The following is an 18,743-nucleotide window of genomic DNA, read 5'->3' as shown; positions in this document are numbered from 1 at the left end:
TATTTAATTTTAAAATTGAATTGCACAAATTTTATCTGTTTTAAGAAATTTGTGACCCGAGCCTAAAAGGCGAATAGGCGAAGCAAATTAAAACGCTCCAATTTTCGTGTAAATTAGTGCAATTCGTGGCTCCTTTTTTTTGAAAATTTGCAAAACCTACTCAATTCAGGGTAACACAAAAAAACTATATAAACCTACACAACTCCGATGCTTCTTTAATCACGTTCTTTATTCTATTGGAACTCAAACCTATTTTCTCCAAATCCGTTCTATTGTTAATAATCTCTTGAACTAAAATAACATCCAAAATCAATAATTTTTCCTTTTCAGCAAGAGTCAAGGTTGTTAAGCAAGTTATCGGATACAATTGATTGTTGTCTATTTTTGTTTTTAGATTATTGGTTGCAGGGTAATCCCAACACATCAAATTAAGACCTGAACATTTAGCAAAATCAATAGCATCGGTAGTAAAGCGATTATTGGTAACAATCCAACATTTTGAAATAGCATCATTTCTAGAAAATATCTCATGCTTTTTCTCTTTTAAATCATTGAATCGGGATAAAATATACATTGGCACTTTCACATCAGTAGCGGCTTCTCTCCCTACGTGAAACTTACACTCTACCATAGTAATTACATTACTTTTCCTAACTACTACATCAATTTCATGCGAAACACATTTGCCCTGCAAAATCACATTAACCTTGGTTTCATAATGTTCGGAGGCAAAAAGTCGGGCAATGAACTTTTCGAAGAAAAAGCCCGCAGGACCTAATAACCGAATCGCTTCTCTTAAATTATATCGGGCAGCCTGCGAATTGGAGGCTTTTTTTAGAAGTCCAAAAGCCATTTTATAAATACGTTTGGTAGAAATACCTTCGAAAATTTCTTTTTCAATCAGATGTAAAACATCATCAACTATAGCAGCAGTCGCCCCAGATTTCAGTAGAGACTGCTTCAATTTCGATCGGTTAAAATCAACAATAGCACCAGAATGTTTTACAATTTTCATCTTTTATATATTTGACAATGAGTCGCATCAGATTTACATTAAAGATATAAAAAAAGAATTACTTACTTAGGGTCTGTTAAAAAATAACCAATCCATTTACTTCACTAAGTCAATATTTTTAATTGGTATTCAGTGAACTTCGTTTTATCTCGTTCTTTTGCTCATTTTCTGCGTTAAAAATTATTTTAATAGCGCTGCACTAAAATAATTTTTACCTTGAAGAACAACAAAATAACTTCGCCAATTCTGTACCATTTATTTCTTAACAGACCCTAGCTTTTGAAAATAAAACGCTGGTGTAAAAAGAATTAAGAATAAAGGTTGAATCAAAAACCGACGCACATAAAACAGCAGAAAATTATTTTGATTTCCATAAAAATAAAGGATAAAAAAGAAAGCCCCCATCAAAATCAAAAAAAAGATGAGATATAAAATCGAAGCAAATTTGACCATTTCTTTATCTTTAAAAAGAAAATAAATAATCCCCAATGATAAAATGGTATTCAAAACATAACGAAACAACAAACCTAAAAATAATAGCAAAGGATTAAATTCTGGCAAAGGCATAGCCATATAATCTCCCTCAAAATAAACCAATAAAGGATCATAGAACAAATCATCTTCAAAACCACGGACGGCAGCCAACAAACAAACTAGAAGGAGTGAAATGAAAATATTTGCCTTATTTTGAAGTATTTTATTTAGCATATTTAGAAAATTTATTTATCCAAACAATCCACAGCATAAAAACCACACTATAAATAATTAATGGAAAAAGAACAGCATGCAAGAGATGAAGTTGACTTGGAAAACAATAAATCAAAACACTCAAAATAGCAATTCGAAGCACATTTAGAACATAAATCAATAGGCTTCCGCCAAAAATAAAAAGCAAGGTATTTTTTAGATTTCCCGAAAAAGCCACCACAAAAGAAATAAACAGTATGATTAAACTAATTCCGTTACAACCTTCAACAATCCTTACCAATCCTTTTTGATGAAAATACAAGGTAAAAAAAGGCTCTTTGCTATCTTCCTTAATAAATACTGTTTTATCAAATCCAGAAAGAACTGCATCGGCATTTTGCGCTACCAATCGCGTAATCGCATCTACATTACCCCTCTCATAACTATCCAAAAAAAAATGGTACAAAAAAGTAAGCAATATATAGGTAAAGAAAAAAGTGCCCAAAAAAAGCAAAAAAGGTTTGTATCGTATTAAATATTTTCTCAAAATTAATTTTTCATCAAATCTATGCAATTTTAAAATTAGCTTTAAATACTTTTGTAAAAAAAATAAAATATGACATTTCAAGAATTACAACCAAAAGTAACCCAAATCACTTCAAAACCAAACCTTTCAAGAGATGAAAAACTGCTAGCGGTCTGTCAACTTTTGAGTGATTCTATTTCCTACTACAACTGGGTCGGGTTTTATTTTGCCAATCACGAAGCTCAAACACTCCACCTTGGTCCTTACGTAGGCGCAGAAACTGACCATACCGTTATCCCTTTCGGAAAAGGAATTTGTGGGCAAGTTGCAGTTTCTAACAACAATTTCGTTGTCCCAGACGTAAGTGCACAAGACAATTATATAGCATGTAGTTTTACGGTAAAATCCGAAATCGTAGTGCCCCTTTTTGTAAATGGACTAAACATAGGGCAAATAGATATTGATAGCCACATAATTGATCCTTTTACAGAGGAAGATGAGCGATTCTTGGAATTTGTAAATGAGGAGATTGCAAAAATTTATTAAACATTTCAAAGATTAAAAAATTGGAAGATTCCTACCTAAGGATCAAAAAATCATTTATTCCTTAATTTTTTGAATATTTCAATATTTTGACTTACTTTTGCACCCGTCTTGCAATAGCTGTAGGACATACATAAAAATCATTAAACAAATATTGGAATGTATTTAACTAAAGAGATTAAAGAAGAGATCTTCGCTAAACACGGAGAAAAAACAAACACTGGAAAATCAGAAGCGCAAATCGCTTTGTTCACTTTCAGAATTAGCCACCTTACTGAGCACTTGAAAAAAAATCGTCATGATTATAACACAGAGCGTTCATTAGTATTGCTAGTAGGTAAAAGAAGATCATTGTTAGACTACTTAAAGAAAACAGAGATCAACAGATACCGTGAGATTATCAAAGTATTGGGTATTAGAAAATAATCAATATACAAAAGAGGTGCGAAAGTGCCTCTTTTTTATTTAGCCCCCTAACCCCCGAAGGGGGAATACGTAAGGCATTTGATTTCATTATAAGCTCCCCCTTCGGGGGTTGGGGGGCTAAAAAAGTTTGGTTTTTCATTGGGTTTTAGGCATTAACTACGCAACAACTACAACTACAACACAACTAGAACCCATGTTTAATCACAAAAAATAAAGTATGATTCCAAAAGTTTCAAAAGAGATTATCGATTTAGGAGATGGCAGAAGCATCTCAATCGAGACCGGAAAATTAGCTAAACAAGCTGACGGTTCAGTAGTAGTTCAAATGGGAAATGCAATGTTGCTTGCAACAGTTGTATCTGCCCGTAAAGCAAGCCCAGTAGATTTTTTACCTCTTACGGTAGATTATCGTGAAAAATTCGCAGCAGCAGGACGTTTTCCTGGTGGATTTTTCAAAAGAGAAGCAAGACCAAGCGACAGCGAAGTTTTGACAATGAGATTAGTAGACCGTGTATTGCGTCCTCTTTTCCCAGATGATTACCATGCAGAAACGCAAGTAATGATCCAATTAATGTCTCATGACGATAACGTTATGCCAGATGCATTGGCAGGATTAGCGGCTTCGGCAGCTCTTGCTTTGTCTGACATTCCTTTTTCAACCTTAATTTCTGAAGCTCGTGTTGCACGTGTAGACGGACAATTCATCATCAACCCAAGTCGTGCTCAATTAGAATTATCAGACATCGACATGATGATTGGTGCTTCTAAAGATTCTATCGCAATGGTAGAAGGTGAAATGAAAGAAATTTCAGAATTGGAAATGGTAGAAGCTATTAAATTTGCTCACGATGCCATCAAAATTCAAATCGCTGCTCAAGAAAGACTAGTTGCTGCTTTTGGTAAAAAAGAAACTAGAACGTACGAGTTAGAAAAAGAAGACGAAGCTATTTACGCTAAAGTAAAAGCTGCGGCTTACGATAAAATTTATGCTGTTGCAAAAGAAGGAACAGCAAAACAAGAAAGAACAGCTGCATTTGCAGAAATCAAAGAAGAAGTTAAAGCGTTGTTTACTGAAGAAGAATTGGCAGTAGATGGAGATTTAGTTTCTAAATATTTCTACAAAACTAATAAAGAAGCTGTTCGTAACGTAACTCTAGATTTAGGAACACGTTTAGACGGTAGAAAAACAAATCAAATCCGTCCTATCTGGGCAGAAGTTGATTATTTACCATCGGTTCACGGATCAGCATTATTTACTCGTGGAGAAACTCAAGCATTGGCTACAGCTACTTTAGGAACTTCTAGAGAAGCAAACCAAATTGACTCTCCATCAGAACAAGGTGAAGAAAAATTTTACTTACACTATAACTTCCCTCCTTTCTCTACTGGTGAAGCAAAACCACTAAGAGGAACTTCAAGAAGAGAAGTAGGTCACGGAAACTTAGCACAACGTGCTTTGAAAAACATGATCCCTGCTGATTGTCCTTATACTATCCGTATTGTATCTGAAGTATTAGAATCTAACGGTTCTTCTTCTATGGCTACGGTTTGTGCTGGAACATTGGCATTGATGGATGCTGGTATTCAAATGATCAAACCCGTTTCTGGAATTGCAATGGGATTGATTACAGATGGAGCTCGTTTTGCTGTATTGTCTGATATCTTGGGTGACGAAGATCACTTAGGAGACATGGACTTTAAAGTAACTGGAACTGCAGACGGAATCACTGCTTGTCAAATGGACATCAAAATCGAAGGATTAGAATACCACATCATGGAGGAGGCTTTGGCTCAAGCTCGTGAAGGTCGTTTGCATATCCTTGGAAAAATTACAGATACTTTGGCAGCGCCAAAAGCGGATGTTAAAGCGTATGCTCCAAAAATCATCACTAGAACCATTCCTGGTAACTTTATTGGTGCTTTGATTGGACCTGGTGGAAAAGTGATTCAAGAATTACAAAAAGCTACTGGAACGACTATCGTAATCAACGAGGTAAACGAAGAAGGTGTTATTGAAATTTTAGGTACTGATCCTGCTGGAATTGAAGCGGTATTGGCTAAAATCCAATCGATTACTTTCAAACCTCAAATGAATGAGTCTTATGAAGTGAAAGTAATCAAAATGCTTGATTTTGGTGCGGTTGTAGAATACCTTGACGCCCCAGGAAACGAAGTATTGCTTCACGTATCGGAATTGGCTTGGGAACGCACAGAAAACGTTGCGGATGTAGTGAACATGAATGACGTATTCATGGTAAAATATTTAGGTTTAGATCCTAAAACTCGTAAAGAGAAAGTATCTAAAAAAGCCTTAATGCCAAGACCTCCACGTGAGGAGAAAAAAGAGTAATCAGATCTTAGTTTACTAAAGGTTTATTTATAGAGAAAACCCCGTTTCATGTACGTGAAACGGGGTTTTTCGATTTAAACAATTACCCTTTGGGCGTGACCGCATTAGTGTAAAGGATATAATGATAAATTTGATTGCTGATTTTTGATTAACGATTTATGATTTCAGATGTGCAAGACCCGTAAAATCGACGATTTTCTATTTACAACACAAAAATCTGAAATCATAAATCGTTAATCTTCAATCTAAAATCGCTTAACTTAATAACATTGCCCTCACGCAGCCTCACTGCGCCTAAGTACTATTCGTTTTACCAAATAAAACCATCCAAAAACAGTACCAAACCCTAAAAACAACCCAGACATCCACACCACTTTGCCGTAAAAAAACTAATAAATTCAGAAAAAATAACAAAATCAACACCTAATATTCAAAGAAAAAAAATACCTTTAACCCTATTAATCTTAAATCATTCCAATTATTATGGCCTACACAATTATTCAGATCACACGTATCAACACAGAACCTTTTGTATTTCAAAGTCCAGCAACGGTTTGTTACCCAGTAGCACCGTTAATCTCTGCAAAATTCTACACCCCACCTGGTGGATCGTTAACTCTAAAAACCAGAGCTACATTATACATAAACTCCGATGATACTACTCCTCCGACAGTAGAAATCCCTACAGAATCTGGAACTATCCTAACGATGAAATACGATTATGATTTCTCCGAAGTAACCCCAGAATCCTGCGACGTATGGTACGTAGAAGTAGACTACACCTCCGGTACTGTGGGTGGAATAAAAACTATTGAATCTTATATGAAAAACTTAGATCCGGAGACTTCTAGGGGAACTTCTACTGGAGTTCAGAACTAACTTATTTAAAATACAAACTCACATCGTTTAGTTAATCAAGCTTCAAGTTTGAAAAATTAAACGATGTTGTTATAAAAATATACTAAAACCTAAAGAATTCGTAAAATGTTAAAAATAAAATTATTTTATATTTCAATTTTGTTTTTTTATTCATTTCATATTTTTTGCCAAATACAGCCAACTATTTTAACTTTAAACCAAATTTTACAAAAAAAAACTATAAAATTTAAAAGTGAAACTAACTTTAATAAAGCTCAAATTTTCTTTATTAAAAACAATTGGGACTCCACTTTAGTGTATTCAATGAAGCAACTAATTTCTAGTAAAAACAAAGAATTAAAAGATTATTGTCATTTTTTTAGAGGTTATAGTTTAAGAGAGAAAAAACTTTTTAAAGAAGCTCAAACAGAAATGCTTATAGTGTCCAATAAATTCGAGCTCTATCCTTTAGTTAATAAAAATTTAGGCCAAATTTCATTAGAATTAAAAGAATACGAAAAAGCAATAAAATATTTCAAGGAAGTAGAAAAACTACCCATTTCAAACAAACAAACTTATAAAATAAGTGTTATTTACACCAACATAGGCATCTGTTATTTGCATCTCAATCAATTTAAAAAAGCAGAAGAATATCTTTTTAAAAGCAAAGTGTTGCAAGAAAAAGAAAAAGACACTGCATCGCTAATATATTTGTATTTGGATATTGCTAATTTATACTATATGCAATACAAAGATCAACAAGCAATTCCCTATTTTAAAAAAACTTATGCTTTATCTAAAAAAGTCAAAGATTTTGACAAAAAAAAAGAGGCTGCTAAAAACATGTCTGCTGTCGAAGAAAACAGAGGTAACTACAAAGAAGCCTTAGCCTATAGAAAAGAGTCCGAGCAATGGAAAGATTCTCTCAACAACCAAAACAATGTCTGGGCACTCGCAGACTACGAGAAAAAATATGCGGTAGCGCAAAAACAAAAACAAATCTCAGTTCTTAAGGTAGAGAACAAACTAAAAGACACCCAACGTAATACGCTGTTTTACTCGGCACTGGGCTTGCTGTTGCTATTAATAGGAGGCGTTTATCTCTATGCCCAAAAAGTAAAAAATGCCAAAATCATACTTACTCAAAAAGAAAAACTAGACGAGCTCAACGCTACTAAGGATCAATTGTTTTCTATAGTAAGTCACGATTTGCGTTCCTCCGTCAATGCCCTAAAAACCAGCAATGCCAAATTAACCAAATCCCTAGAAACCCAAAACTACAGCGAGCTCGACCAGCTCCTACTCCAAAATAGCGTCATTGCAAACGGCGCCTATAGTTTGCTAGACAACTTGCTTCACTGGGCTATGTTGCAAACCAAACAATTGTATTTCAGCAAAGATTCGGTGCATTTGTATTCCATCGTACAACAAATAGAATACAACTACAAACCGCTACTGCTCGATAAAGGCATTACTTTTGAGAATGCCGTTTCTAAAAATAGTTTTGTCTGGGTAGATCTCGATTCGCTAAAAATCATATTGCGTAACCTGCTTGATAATGCTATCAAATTTTCTCACGAGAACGGTACAATCAGCATCTATACCGTAGAGACAAACACTGCTTTTTGCCAACTCGGGCTACAGGACAGCGGGCTAGGAATGAGCCAAGAAACCATAAACGAGTTGCTGCAAGACAACGAATTATTAGCCAAAAAAAGCAACTCCGAGATTATAGGAACAGGGCTAGGCATGCAATTGTGCAAACAAATGATCCAGAAAAACAACGGCACCCTAGCCATAGAAAGCCAACTCAACCAAGGAACCAAAATGATATTGACGTTCCCAAAAACTCAATAAAATGGACAAAATAAACGTACTTATTATAGAAGACACCCCAGAGCAAAGTGACGCACTGAGCAAAGTGCTGCTAGCCAACAAATACAATATTGTTGGCGTAGCCACAAACTACACTGATGCCCTCACATTATTCTACCAAAACACGGTTGACATCATCGTAATCGATGTCTTCCTAGACGGGAAACCAGAAGGAATTACCTTTGCCGAGACCATCAACATTGTGCCCAACGCCTCCAAGCCTTTTGTGTTTTTGACCAGCTCACAAGACCGTCAGATTTTTGAGAGAGCCAAACTCACCAAGCCGTTTAGCTTCCTGATGAAACCCTTCAACGAGCTAGAAATTCTCTACGCCCTAGAAATGGCAGTCGAAAAATTCTACGAGCAAACCAACGTTTTTTTGAGTGAAGACCAAGACACCGTAATCAGCAATGATTATATGTTCATCAAAAAGAAAAACGCCCTCAAAAAAGTAGCCCTTCAAGACATTCTCTACATCGAAGTCGAAGACCGTTATTGCAACATCATCACCGAGAAAGAAAAATTTGTGATCTTGATTTCGCTAACCAAAATCAGCGCCCTCCTCGACAAAGACAAATTCACCCGAACCCACAGAAACTACATCGTTAACACCGATAAAATAGAAGAAATCATCCTTGCCGATAACCTCATCATCCTCAAAGGAAATCACAAAATAAACCTAAGCGATACCTATAAAGATTTCATCAAGAAAATGAATATTTTGTCGTAAAATTGGTTTTTGTGTGCGTATGTCATTGCGAGTACGGGTCATTGCGAGGTTCCGATAGCTATCGGAAGAAGCAATCTCACTTAGCATATCCGTTTCTATAATCTTCTCTAGTAACTCGTGTTAGTGCGGTTGCTTCTTCCGATAGCTATCGGAACCTCGCAATGATTTTGCCAGTGTCATTGCGTGCGTCTTTGCGAAGAACCAAACAATCTCCCCACTAAATCACCAATCGCAAAAAAATAAAACCCATTCCATATCATTGCGACTTCATAACAACGAAAGTAGCTCTCATAACAATCAAACCATAAAATAGTAGCATCTAGAGTAATTTTACATACTTAAAAAAAAACTCGCAAATACAGAATGCCTTGAGACTAGAACTTAACAACCACACCTATATGCAATTCAAAACTATTTTAAACAAAATCAATCCTTGGATTGGACTTATAGCGTCATTATGCATCATTATTCCGAGCTTATATGACATTATAGACGAACCTTTAACACTAAGTAACGATCATATAATCTTAGTAACAGGTGTATTCTTTATGATTGTATTCTTAAAACAAATATTTGATAGAATTATCAATTTAGAAGAAATGAAATAAATAGCCCAAAAAATAGCCAATACCATCTAATGCTATTTCTTGTTTACAATAAGCTTTCCAACAAACAATTATATTCGCTAGCACAACCTGTTTCATTCTTTTGAGACCCGTTTTTTTGGGTTATATTTAAAATAACAACACCTTTTTTGTAACTTTCTTGAAACTCCTTACGTATAACCATTTGTACACTTAAAAAATTGAGGAGACAAAAACATGAGACAACTTAAAATTACCAAGCAGGTTACCAATCGTGAAACTGCTTCATTAGACAAATATTTACAAGAAATTGGAAAAGTTGACCTTATTACCGCTGACGAAGAGGTAGAATTAGCTCAAAAGATTAAAGCTGGGGACCAAAGAGCCTTAGAGAAATTAACAAAAGCCAATTTACGTTTCGTAGTTTCGGTAGCCAAACAATACCAAAATCAAGGACTTACCCTTCCCGATTTGATCAACGAAGGAAACCTTGGATTGATAAAAGCAGCACAACGTTTTGATGAAACACGTGGTTTCAAATTTATTTCATACGCCGTATGGTGGATTCGTCAATCGATACTTCAAGCTTTGGCAGAACAATCTCGTATCGTTCGTTTGCCTTTAAATAAAATTGGTTCTATCAATAAAATCAACAAAATGTACGCATTATTAGAGCAATCTAATGAACGTCCACCATCTGCTGAGGAAATTGCAAAAGAACTGGATATGACTGTAAATGATGTAAAAGAGTCCATGAAAAACTCTGGTCGTCACTTATCTATGGATGCCCCTCTTGTAGAAGGAGAAGATTCTAACCTTTACGATGTATTGCGTTCAGGAGAATCTCCAAACCCAGACAGAGAATTAATCCACGAATCATTGCGTACCGAAATCGAACGTTCATTAGAAACATTAACTCCAAGAGAGGCTGATGTGGTTCGTTTGTACTTTGGTCTTGGCGATCAACACCCAATGACACTGGAAGAAATAGGCGAAACTTTTGACCTAACTCGTGAGCGTGTACGTCAAATCAAAGAAAAAGCAATCCGTAGATTGAAACATACTTCTAGAAGTAAAATATTAAAAACGTATTTAGGTTAATCCTTCTTCCCATAGCTATCAGAATCGGCTCAGGATGACAAAATATCCCCAAATTAAAATTTTTAAATACTTTACTTTTTAAATCTTTTAATTCAAAATGAACAACAGTCTGATTAACTGTTCGTTTTTTGATTGATGATTGAAACTCCGGCTGATTACCGGAGTTTTATTTTTTTAGACAATCATAGGATTCAATGTATTTTCTTTATGTTCCAATCAGAAATCAAAAAAAATCGTTAATCTTTGCGATCTTTGCGAAAATCTTTGCGCCTTTGCGGTTAAAAAAACTAATTTTGCAAAAAACTACAAACTAGTAAAGACGTACAGTAGTGCGTCTCAACAAAACAACTTCACAATGAAAAACACATTAATTGCCCCTTCTGTACTGGCTGCCGATTTTGCAAATCTGCAACGTGACATAGAAATGATCAACAACAGTGAGGCCGATTGGTTTCATATAGATGTAATGGACGGTCATTTTGTACCAAACATATCATACGGAATGCCTGTTATCGAAGCGATCAAGAAACACGCTACCAAACCATTGGATGTTCACTTGATGATTGAAAAACCAGAAAGATACATTGAAGAATTCGCGAAAATTGGAGCAGACATCATCACTGTACATTACGAATCTACTGTTCATTTGCACCGTACGTTAACACAAATAAAAAATGCAGGTTGCAAAGCGGGTGTTGTTTTAAATTTGACCACTCCTGTTTCCGTTCTTGAAGACATACTTTCAGAATGTTATATGGTTTTGATAATGTCTATAAACCCAGGTTTTGGAGGTCAAAAATTCGAAGAAATCACATACAACAAAGTTCGAAAACTTAAAAAAATGATTACCGACCAAGGACTGAACACTTTAATAGAAATAGATGGAGGTGTAACCAACAAAAATGCCGTTCAGTTAGTTGAAGCAGGTGCAGATGTTTTAGTTGCTGGAAGCTATATTTTTAAAGCCGAAAACCCAACTCAAGCCACCGCCGATTTAAAAAAAATGACAGCGATATAAAAATACAAAAGTCCCAATACTCATAGTAGCATTGGGACTTTTTTCATAACAACCCTTTATTTATACTGATCAATCAAATACTTAATAAGATCGGTCGTGGTTACAATTCCAACCAATAAACTTCCTTCACAAACTGGCAAAGCATGAAATTCGTTGCCTGCCAAAATCTCTGCAGCTTCTTTAATGGTAGTTTCTGGAGAAATGGTAATTAATTTTTTGGCCATCACCTGCTCTACCGTAAACATATTATAAACCGTCGTATCTACAACCTCTTCGTCATCATCGATAGCATCTGCAAAAGAGATGCGTAACAAATCGGTATAACTCAACATTCCTATTATGGCAGTTCCGCTTACTACCGGAATATGTCTAATTTTATGGTGTTTAAAAAGAGACTCCGCTTTTGTCAAATCATCTAAAATAGTCAATTTGATAATATCCTTTGTCATAATAGCCGACACTGGCACTCGATGTTTCATAGCTCTTCTTCTTCAAATTATACCCAAATTTAAAAAAGAAAATCAATCCAAAATATGATGTTTATCACCTTAAGCCATAAAGTATAATTTAGCCAATAAATTAAGGCTTCATATTCAACATCAAACAGACGTTCTTATAAAGATGGGGAAACTGTTTTTTAAATTCCAAAGGGGTTTCAAAATAGTGTTCGAGTATCACAGCAAGAAACTCAAACTGATTGGTAAAAGCATAAATTCTAAAATAGTTGGATTGAATTAGTTGCTTCCTAACAGTTGAATCACTGACTTCTTCACTAATAATACTATACATTCTAGAAAAAAGCATCGCACCATTATCATTACTTTGCAAACCATGATAATGCAATGCATGCGCAAATTCATGAATTCCGAGATTCAGATTATCATTTGTAATATCGTATCCTTTTTGAAAATCTTCCCAAGAAAAAACAACCGCTTTCGCCTTGGGATTAAATTCTCCCTTATGATATTGTTTGGTAATCATTGAAAAATAGACGGATGGATAAATTATTATTTTATCTAAAACATCGCAAAGATACTCACGCATCCCAAAAGACAACATGATATATGTGGCCGCAACATATATTTTTACTTCTTCGGTAATTACAAAGTTTTTACGACCTACAAATTCGTATTTCTCTATAAAACTAGCAATTCTATGCTCAAAATAAATTTTCTTCCTATCAGACAAACCTATATAAAAAGGAAATTGAGTGTTTAAGAAGTGTGATGCAGCGGGGGTAATTTTCTTCGGAAAAAGGTAAAAATGAACAAAGAAGGGTCTGTCAAATACTAAGCCGAAGCAGTATTCCAGAAACATAAAAATAACACGTACAAAAAGACCTAAAAAAATCAGAAAAACAATAAAAGTAAAAATAAGGATAATGTTTTCCATAAAATTGATTTAATTTAACGTACAGTTTTAATTTTAATAGATACCAAAACTTAAAACAATTTATACTTTTTATTTGAGGAATCAGTACATCATCCTGTACGAACTAGTTTAAACAAGTAAACCTATACTAAAAGAGTTTCAATTCCTGCTTCAGCACAATCTACTGTTGCAATATTTATTTTAGCATTTAATTCAACTGCTTTCTGCTATGCTACTACCATTATTTTTTCGGCTTGTTCTAAGGTAATATTCATCTTTCTCAATTTAACTATTCCACACTTTTTGTTTCAAAAATCAACGAATAATAATCTTCTTTTTTTTCAGAATATAAAAAACATTTTACATTACTTTCCCACAAGCCAAAGTAAACTAAAAGTTTTATATAAAAAAACCACCAGCACGGCTGGTGGTTTTAAAATAAAGAAATTACTCCTTTTATCTAATCAACTATTAAGAATAGAGATTAGTTGAATAAAAATTGATATTATGGAGTTACTGTTAGTACAGCACCATTTGTAAGTGTTAAGCCATCTGAAAAAGTAGCAACAAAAGCCAAACGAATTGTTTTATTTCCAGTAGCACTAAATGCAGGGTCAGTACTTAATGTAGAAGAATTAAACGATGCAGTCGCTCCATCTATTGTTGTATCAGATACTTTAGTACCAACTACTACAGGACCACTAGCCGCAGTGTTGTTGTAAACTGTAAGTGATTTTAATGTTACACCTTCTTTAAGAAAAGTGTAGATAAAAATAGGTTTTCCTATGTCTGTACGTTTAAATTTCGCATCACCTGAGACTCTTGCAGGATTTGTACTTGCTCCAAGTACTGGTCTTCCACTTGCTGCTGGCATATTAATGTCATCACTAGAATTCTCAGTACAAGATGCAAAAGCAACAAATAAGAAGAGTAGAGCGATTTGTTTTATATATTTTTTCATGTTTTATATTTTAAAGATTATTTATCCCAAAAAAGCGGTGTGTATAAGAAGTCTCCTCCAACTGCAGTTGCAGCAGCTTTGTAATTGGTAGGGTTTAGAGTTTGTTCTCTAATTGGGTAAGTCATTCTTACAGGAACTTTTCCGTTTGATGCTGGAGCTGCGGTAGCAGGAGCAGTAAGCACAGGGAAATCTAATCTTCTTGTAAATGTCCATCCCTCAAAACCTCTGTTAAACATAGCATACCATGCTTGAGTACCAATTTTTTGTTGCCAAGTTCCAACAGCTGTAGCATAAGCAACAGCAGGTTTAGCTAAATAAGTTGCTATGTCTGTTGGTACTACGCCCCAGTCTGCCATAGAAGCAGTAATGGCAGTAGTGTAGTGTGCGTCAACAGAACCAGCTACTGCTACACCTCTTGCTGCAGCCTCAGCCAATAAAAATTCAACTTCAGCATAGTCCAATAAAGTTGCACTAAATTCTTGAGCTTGAATTTTATCACTTACGTGAGTAAAACTAGAGTAAGTATTTTTAACACCTACTACACCACCAACATAAGGTGTTTTGTTTTGGGCAAAATAAGCAGTTCTTCTCGGGTCAGCTAATGTGTTTAACGCGTCAACAAATGGCTTAGCTGGCACGAAATCATGTCTTCCAGAGAAAACCATATCTACATAAAGTGGATTTGTGTTCGGTAAATCATGCATGTAAGCTACTTTGGCATTGTCTGCATTCGAATCAATAATATTTGCAGTAGCTGATGTAATAATAGCATCAGCTGTAGCGTCTCCAGCAGATTTAAGATTTACCCCTAGTTTAAGCTTAATACTGTTGGCAAACTTTATCCAACGGTTTAGATTATCAGCATAAATTACATCCCCAGTACCAAATGCCGCATTGCCAACATCAATAGTAGCTATGTCAGTATTCAAACGTTTGATAAGATCTAAGTAAATCTCTTTTGCAGGAGTATATGCAGGTAAATAATCTGCAGATCCTTGCAAAGCTTCAGTATAAGGTACATCACCAAAAGTATCTACTAATATTTGAAAATTGTAAACCGTTAAAATATCAATCAAGATTAACTGGTTTTTCTTTACAGCAGTTTTAGTGACAAAGTCTGGATCATTAGCCAAAATTACATCGTTATTCAGATATATTTTTGCTTGATTCAAATCCGCCAATGGGCCCGCATAAATGGCACTCCAGTGACTATCAGAGATTTTTCTTGTTGTCCATTCGTAGTTTGATTCGTCCAAATACGTTGTTTCTGTCCATTGTTGATTTACCAATCTAAAAATATTCCTATTTACATTGGTACTCGTAACTTGGTCAGCCGTAGTTTTCTCTGCATTAGTAAACAACGTGTAAGCAGGTACTATAGATGGGTTTTTTTCATCTGTATTTAGATTAGTAAGACTATCCTCGTTACATGAAGCCGTGAGAATTAATATCCCTAAAACATATATTATTTTTTTCATTTTTATTGTATTAAAATTTACACGATAAGTTAAACCCAATATCTCTTGTTGTAGGAAGTGACCCTGTAGAATAACCTCTTGATCTACTTCCAGAAGACAAACCACTTTCTGGATCAGCGTAAGGCAAGTTTTTACTGATGATCCATAAATTAGACCCCAATATGCTTAACGTAGCGTCTTTGACAAAGGTTCTGTCAAACATTTTTCTTGGAAAATTATAAGAAATAGAAACCTCTCTTAATTTAACGTAAGAAGCATCATAAATAAATGCTTTGTTAGGTGCTGCTAAATAACCGTAATTATTAGAAAATGTACCTGGGTTAACTACAGTCATAGTGTTTGCAGTCCCATCAGGTGCTACACCTTGATTTACTACACCAGTTTCTCTAATGTTACCAAGTGCAGTTTCTTTGTAAAGACCTGTTGCAAGACCGTAATACATATCTAAAGAAAAGATATCTCCACCATGTTGAGTGTCAATTAAAAATCCTAAAGACACATTTTTATAATTAAATTTGTTTCTAATACCACCCATCCAATCTGGATTAATGTTTCCAATAATTTTATCAGAAGTACTTGAGATCATGTATTTACCTGTAGCTTGATCTACAGTTTTTTGTCCATTCGTGTATATATAATTGGTCCCTTTTAATGTTCCATAAGGTTCTCCTGGAGTTGCATTAGAAGTTACACCACCTTGGAAAGAAGCTAATTGCAGATTCTCTAATCCATTAGGTAAAGCAACTACTGTACTTTTGTTATTAGACCAGTTTACGGTAATATTCCAGCTAAAATCTTTCGTTTTTATCGGAGTTCCTGTTAATTGAACTTCAAAACCTTCATTGTTGATGGTTCCTCCATTTACAACAGCATTAGTAACGTTTGAAGCCGAAGAAACTGCCCCAGAAACGATTTGATCGATAGATTTTGTTTTGTAATATGTAACGTCAAAACCTAATCTATTATCTAAAACGCTTGACTCTAAACCAACTTCAAAAGAGTTTGTTCTTTCTGGCTTAAGATCTGGGTTTTTGTTGGTATTTGGAAGAGAATAAATCGGTTGACCTTGGAAATTTGAACTTCTGTTGTAAGTATTTACTAAACTTAAAGCTGTAGCGTCATTTCCTACTTCGGCATAATTCACTCTGAATTTTCCTAAATTCAACCAGTCTACTTTTACTAAATTAGAGAATACTATTGCTCCCGAAATAGCTGGGTAAACATAAGAATTGTTCCCTTGCGGTAAAGTTGATGACACATCTCTTCTCACAGAGGCGTCTATAAAATAAGTACTTTTGTAACCGATAGACCCTTGAGCATAAAGGCCATTAACTCCAGCAGCTGTTTTTGTTTCTACAGGGAAAGGTAATGCGTATCTTGAGTTAGCTAATGAATAAATTCCAGGTACAACTAAACCTCCAATTGTTGATGCCAATACATTGTCAACACTTTGTCTTCTTATATTCGATCCCAATACACCTGTTAAGCTTATATCTTCTCCGATTTTTTTGTTGAAATTCAACATAACATCGTAATTAATTTCTTGCAAATTAATATCGTATCTTTGGTAACCAGATGTTTCGTCAACTGGGGAAAGACCAAATCCTGAAGCAACCGAACCAACTGCTCTGCGTTCTTCTTGAAGTTGTTTAGAAGTATCCAAAGAAACTCTACCCATTGCAGACATCCAAGGAGTAATTTCGTAGTTAAGGGAAGCATAACTAATCAAACGTGTTTTTTCGTCTGATGAGAAATTTTTGTAACGCGTAAAATAAGGATTATCCCAATAAATCGGCACTAGACCACTTACATCTGTTGGATCAGACAAGTTCCATGTTGCGTTTTGACCACCAGAATTAAAATAAGCATCTTTTTGAGCTTTAATGTCAACATTGGTTTCCCACCATTGACGGAATGTCCCCATAATGTTGTCATTATATCCTGTTGAGTTTCTACCTACAGTGTTTTGCAAAGTCACAGCAGCATAAACATTAGCTGTTAATTTGTCTGTTATTTTTTGACTGAAACGAGCACTCAATTGATTTTTTTTCAACTCACTATTTGGCATTATACCTGTTTGGTTGAAATTTGAGTAAGATAAAGATAAACTAGATCTGTCTGTTGCTTTTTCGAAAGCGATGCTATTGGTAAAAGTGTGCGCATCATTAAAAAAGGTAGCCGGACCATTTTTAGCCGCTTGCCATGGAGTAGCTTTTCCATAATTTGAAGAAGATGGAGTAAAAGCATCCCATTGATAAACCATTATAGATGGATCAAATTTATCTCCATAAGAAGCATCGTTTGAAGTATCTACTGTGTCAGGTGTTCCAGTTCCTAAAAATGAAGAACCAAATCCATAACCTGAACCATATTTGTTTTGGTACTCTGGGAAAGTTGATTTATCAATACTTCCATTTGTAAAACCAGTAGAGAAAGTCACTCCAACTGAATTGTCAGTTTTAGTTTTCCCTTTCTTTGTAGTAACCATTACAACACCATTAGCTGCTCTTGAACCATACAAGGCGGTTGCTGCAGCTCCTTTAAGGATATTTACGCTTTCGATATCTTCTTGATTGATATCAGATGCGCCATTCCCATAATCATAACCTCCACCACCTGTTTGTTGGCTTGAGAAGTTTGTATTTGAATTGTCAATTGGCACTCCGTCAATAACCCAAAGAGCCTGATTATTACCAGTTAATGATTTATTACCACGAATTACAACATTCGTAGAACCTCCAAAGTTAGTATTTCTTGTGATCTCAACACCAGCTGCTTTTCCTTGTAAAAGATTGGCAACGTTTGGCGTCGGTGCTCCTCCATTCAAATCACTCCCTTTGATTTGTTGTGAGGCATAACCCAAAGATTTTTTTTCTCTTTTGATACCCTGAGCTGTTACAACTACACTTTCTAATTGTGTTGCATCACTTGAAAGTTTTACATTTAATGTTGTTGAACTAGCTGGTTTTTCAATAGCCTTCATCCCAACATAGCTAAACACCAATTCATCGTTTGGAGTAGCTTTAATAGAATATTTACCATCAAAATCTGATTGAGTTCCATTCTTCGTCCCTTTTACTAATACACTCACCCCTGGTAAAGGCATACCTGCATTGTCGGAAACAATTCCTGAAACAGATCTCTCTTGCGCAAAAGTTAGTTGCGCCACAAGTACTACTAGAAGTACTAAGAATCCATTGAAATTTAATTTCATTATTTT

The 18,743-nt window shown here is 35.0% G+C and carries 17 protein-coding genes; 9 read left to right on the top strand and 8 right to left on the bottom strand.

What is annotated here, in order from left to right; translation table 11 throughout:
- Positions 1 to 184: 184 nt before the first annotated feature.
- The 3 genes from FNW52_RS01775 to xrtF all read right to left on the bottom strand — a co-directional run bounded on the left by FNW52_RS01775 (position 185) and on the right by xrtF (position 2,249).
- Positions 185 to 1,015 (bottom strand): restriction endonuclease, encoded by an 831-nt coding sequence (locus FNW52_RS01775; RefSeq protein ID WP_143375704.1) that lies wholly within the window; start codon positions 1,013 to 1,015, stop codon positions 185 to 187.
- Between the two features lie 255 nt (positions 1,016 to 1,270).
- Entirely contained in the window at positions 1,271 to 1,723 is a 453-nt protein-coding gene (locus FNW52_RS01770; RefSeq protein ID WP_143375703.1) for an exosortase F system-associated protein, read from the bottom strand.
- Positions 1,713 to 2,249 (bottom strand): exosortase family protein XrtF, encoded by a 537-nt coding sequence (gene xrtF / locus FNW52_RS01765; RefSeq protein ID WP_143375702.1) that lies wholly within the window; start codon positions 2,247 to 2,249, stop codon positions 1,713 to 1,715. The genes FNW52_RS01770 and xrtF overlap by 11 nt, the downstream gene beginning before the upstream one ends.
- Before the next feature lie 69 nt (positions 2,250 to 2,318).
- Here xrtF and FNW52_RS01760 point away from each other — a divergent pair, with 69 nt between their 5' ends.
- The 9 genes from FNW52_RS01760 to rpe all read left to right on the top strand — a co-directional run bounded on the left by FNW52_RS01760 (position 2,319) and on the right by rpe (position 11,713).
- Positions 2,319 to 2,774, top strand: a complete 456-nt coding sequence (locus tag FNW52_RS01760) for a GAF domain-containing protein (protein WP_143375701.1) — start codon at positions 2,319 to 2,321, stop codon at positions 2,772 to 2,774.
- A 156-nt stretch (positions 2,775 to 2,930) separates the two neighbouring features.
- Positions 2,931 to 3,197 (top strand): 30S ribosomal protein S15, encoded by a 267-nt coding sequence (gene rpsO / locus FNW52_RS01755; RefSeq protein ID WP_116763828.1) that lies wholly within the window; start codon positions 2,931 to 2,933, stop codon positions 3,195 to 3,197.
- A 217-nt stretch (positions 3,198 to 3,414) separates the two neighbouring features.
- Positions 3,415 to 5,547, top strand: coding sequence for a polyribonucleotide nucleotidyltransferase (locus tag FNW52_RS01750; RefSeq protein ID WP_143375700.1), 2,133 nt, complete (start codon positions 3,415 to 3,417; stop codon positions 5,545 to 5,547).
- A gap of 483 nt (positions 5,548 to 6,030) precedes the next feature.
- The gene (locus tag FNW52_RS01745; protein ID WP_143375699.1) at positions 6,031 to 6,426 is read left to right on the top strand and encodes a hypothetical protein; all 396 of its coding nucleotides are present in this window, start codon (positions 6,031 to 6,033) and stop codon (positions 6,424 to 6,426) included.
- 303 nt (positions 6,427 to 6,729) lie between these two features.
- Complete coding sequence (locus FNW52_RS01740; RefSeq protein WP_255515447.1) at positions 6,730 to 8,262, top strand: ATP-binding protein; 1,533 nt, start codon at positions 6,730 to 6,732, stop codon at positions 8,260 to 8,262.
- A 1-nt stretch (position 8,263) separates the two neighbouring features.
- Complete coding sequence (locus tag FNW52_RS01735; RefSeq protein WP_143375697.1) at positions 8,264 to 9,010, top strand: LytTR family DNA-binding domain-containing protein; 747 nt, start codon at positions 8,264 to 8,266, stop codon at positions 9,008 to 9,010.
- Between the two features lie 368 nt (positions 9,011 to 9,378).
- The gene (locus FNW52_RS01730) at positions 9,379 to 9,618 is read left to right on the top strand and encodes a hypothetical protein (protein ID WP_143375696.1); all 240 of its coding nucleotides are present in this window, start codon (positions 9,379 to 9,381) and stop codon (positions 9,616 to 9,618) included.
- 213 nt (positions 9,619 to 9,831) lie between these two features.
- On the top strand, positions 9,832 to 10,695 hold the full coding sequence (locus tag FNW52_RS01725) for an RNA polymerase sigma factor RpoD/SigA (RefSeq protein ID WP_026707723.1): 864 nt from the start codon (positions 9,832 to 9,834) through the stop codon (positions 10,693 to 10,695).
- A 355-nt stretch (positions 10,696 to 11,050) separates the two neighbouring features.
- A complete protein-coding gene (gene rpe, locus FNW52_RS01720) occupies positions 11,051 to 11,713 on the top strand; it encodes a ribulose-phosphate 3-epimerase (protein ID WP_143375695.1) in 663 nt (220 codons plus the stop codon).
- Positions 11,714 to 11,769: 56 nt separating this feature from the next.
- On the opposite strand, the gene FNW52_RS01715 is transcribed toward rpe, so the two are convergent.
- From FNW52_RS01715 to FNW52_RS01695, 5 genes are all read right to left on the bottom strand, one after another.
- Complete coding sequence (locus FNW52_RS01715) at positions 11,770 to 12,192, bottom strand: CBS domain-containing protein (protein ID WP_143375694.1); 423 nt, start codon at positions 12,190 to 12,192, stop codon at positions 11,770 to 11,772.
- 100 nt (positions 12,193 to 12,292) lie between these two features.
- Positions 12,293 to 13,105, bottom strand: coding sequence for a zinc-dependent peptidase (locus tag FNW52_RS01710; protein WP_143375693.1), 813 nt, complete (start codon positions 13,103 to 13,105; stop codon positions 12,293 to 12,295).
- A 484-nt stretch (positions 13,106 to 13,589) separates the two neighbouring features.
- A complete protein-coding gene (locus tag FNW52_RS01705; protein ID WP_143375692.1) occupies positions 13,590 to 13,958 on the bottom strand; it encodes a hypothetical protein in 369 nt (122 codons plus the stop codon).
- Positions 13,959 to 14,062: 104 nt separating this feature from the next.
- On the bottom strand, positions 14,063 to 15,523 hold the full coding sequence (locus FNW52_RS01700; protein ID WP_143375691.1) for a SusD/RagB family nutrient-binding outer membrane lipoprotein: 1,461 nt from the start codon (positions 15,521 to 15,523) through the stop codon (positions 14,063 to 14,065).
- 10 nt (positions 15,524 to 15,533) lie between these two features.
- Positions 15,534 to 18,737, bottom strand: a complete 3,204-nt coding sequence (locus FNW52_RS01695) for a SusC/RagA family TonB-linked outer membrane protein (protein WP_143375690.1) — start codon at positions 18,735 to 18,737, stop codon at positions 15,534 to 15,536.
- Positions 18,738 to 18,743: the final 6 nt, after the last annotated feature.

Source organism: Flavobacterium sp. ZT3R18 (assembly GCF_007097385.1).
Taxonomy (GTDB): domain Bacteria; phylum Bacteroidota; class Bacteroidia; order Flavobacteriales; family Flavobacteriaceae; genus Flavobacterium.
Note: the sequence above shows the minus strand (reverse complement) of the source record. Positions and strands in the feature narration are given on the sequence as shown.

Coding starts and splice junctions, on each gene's coding strand:
- rpsO (WP_116763828.1), top strand. CDS start 2,931: ATGTATTTAACTAAAGAGATTAAAGAAGAGATCTTCGCTAAACACGGA.
- FNW52_RS01770 (WP_143375703.1), bottom strand. CDS start 1,723: ATGCTAAATAAAATACTTCAAAATAAGGCAAATATTTTCATTTCACTC.
- FNW52_RS01750 (WP_143375700.1), top strand. CDS start 3,415: ATGATTCCAAAAGTTTCAAAAGAGATTATCGATTTAGGAGATGGCAGA.
- FNW52_RS01715 (WP_143375694.1), bottom strand. CDS start 12,192: ATGAAACATCGAGTGCCAGTGTCGGCTATTATGACAAAGGATATTATC.
- FNW52_RS01700 (WP_143375691.1), bottom strand. CDS start 15,523: ATGAAAAAAATAATATATGTTTTAGGGATATTAATTCTCACGGCTTCA.
- FNW52_RS01745 (WP_143375699.1), top strand. CDS start 6,031: ATGGCCTACACAATTATTCAGATCACACGTATCAACACAGAACCTTTT.
- FNW52_RS01725 (WP_026707723.1), top strand. CDS start 9,832: ATGAGACAACTTAAAATTACCAAGCAGGTTACCAATCGTGAAACTGCT.
- FNW52_RS01740 (WP_255515447.1), top strand. CDS start 6,730: ATGAAGCAACTAATTTCTAGTAAAAACAAAGAATTAAAAGATTATTGT.
- FNW52_RS01710 (WP_143375693.1), bottom strand. CDS start 13,105: ATGGAAAACATTATCCTTATTTTTACTTTTATTGTTTTTCTGATTTTT.
- FNW52_RS01760 (WP_143375701.1), top strand. CDS start 2,319: ATGACATTTCAAGAATTACAACCAAAAGTAACCCAAATCACTTCAAAA.
- FNW52_RS01695 (WP_143375690.1), bottom strand. CDS start 18,737: ATGAAATTAAATTTCAATGGATTCTTAGTACTTCTAGTAGTACTTGTG.
- FNW52_RS01705 (WP_143375692.1), bottom strand. CDS start 13,958: ATGCCAGCAGCAAGTGGAAGACCAGTACTTGGAGCAAGTACAAATCCT.
- rpe (WP_143375695.1), top strand. CDS start 11,051: ATGAAAAACACATTAATTGCCCCTTCTGTACTGGCTGCCGATTTTGCA.
- FNW52_RS01775 (WP_143375704.1), bottom strand. CDS start 1,015: ATGAAAATTGTAAAACATTCTGGTGCTATTGTTGATTTTAACCGATCG.
- FNW52_RS01735 (WP_143375697.1), top strand. CDS start 8,264: ATGGACAAAATAAACGTACTTATTATAGAAGACACCCCAGAGCAAAGT.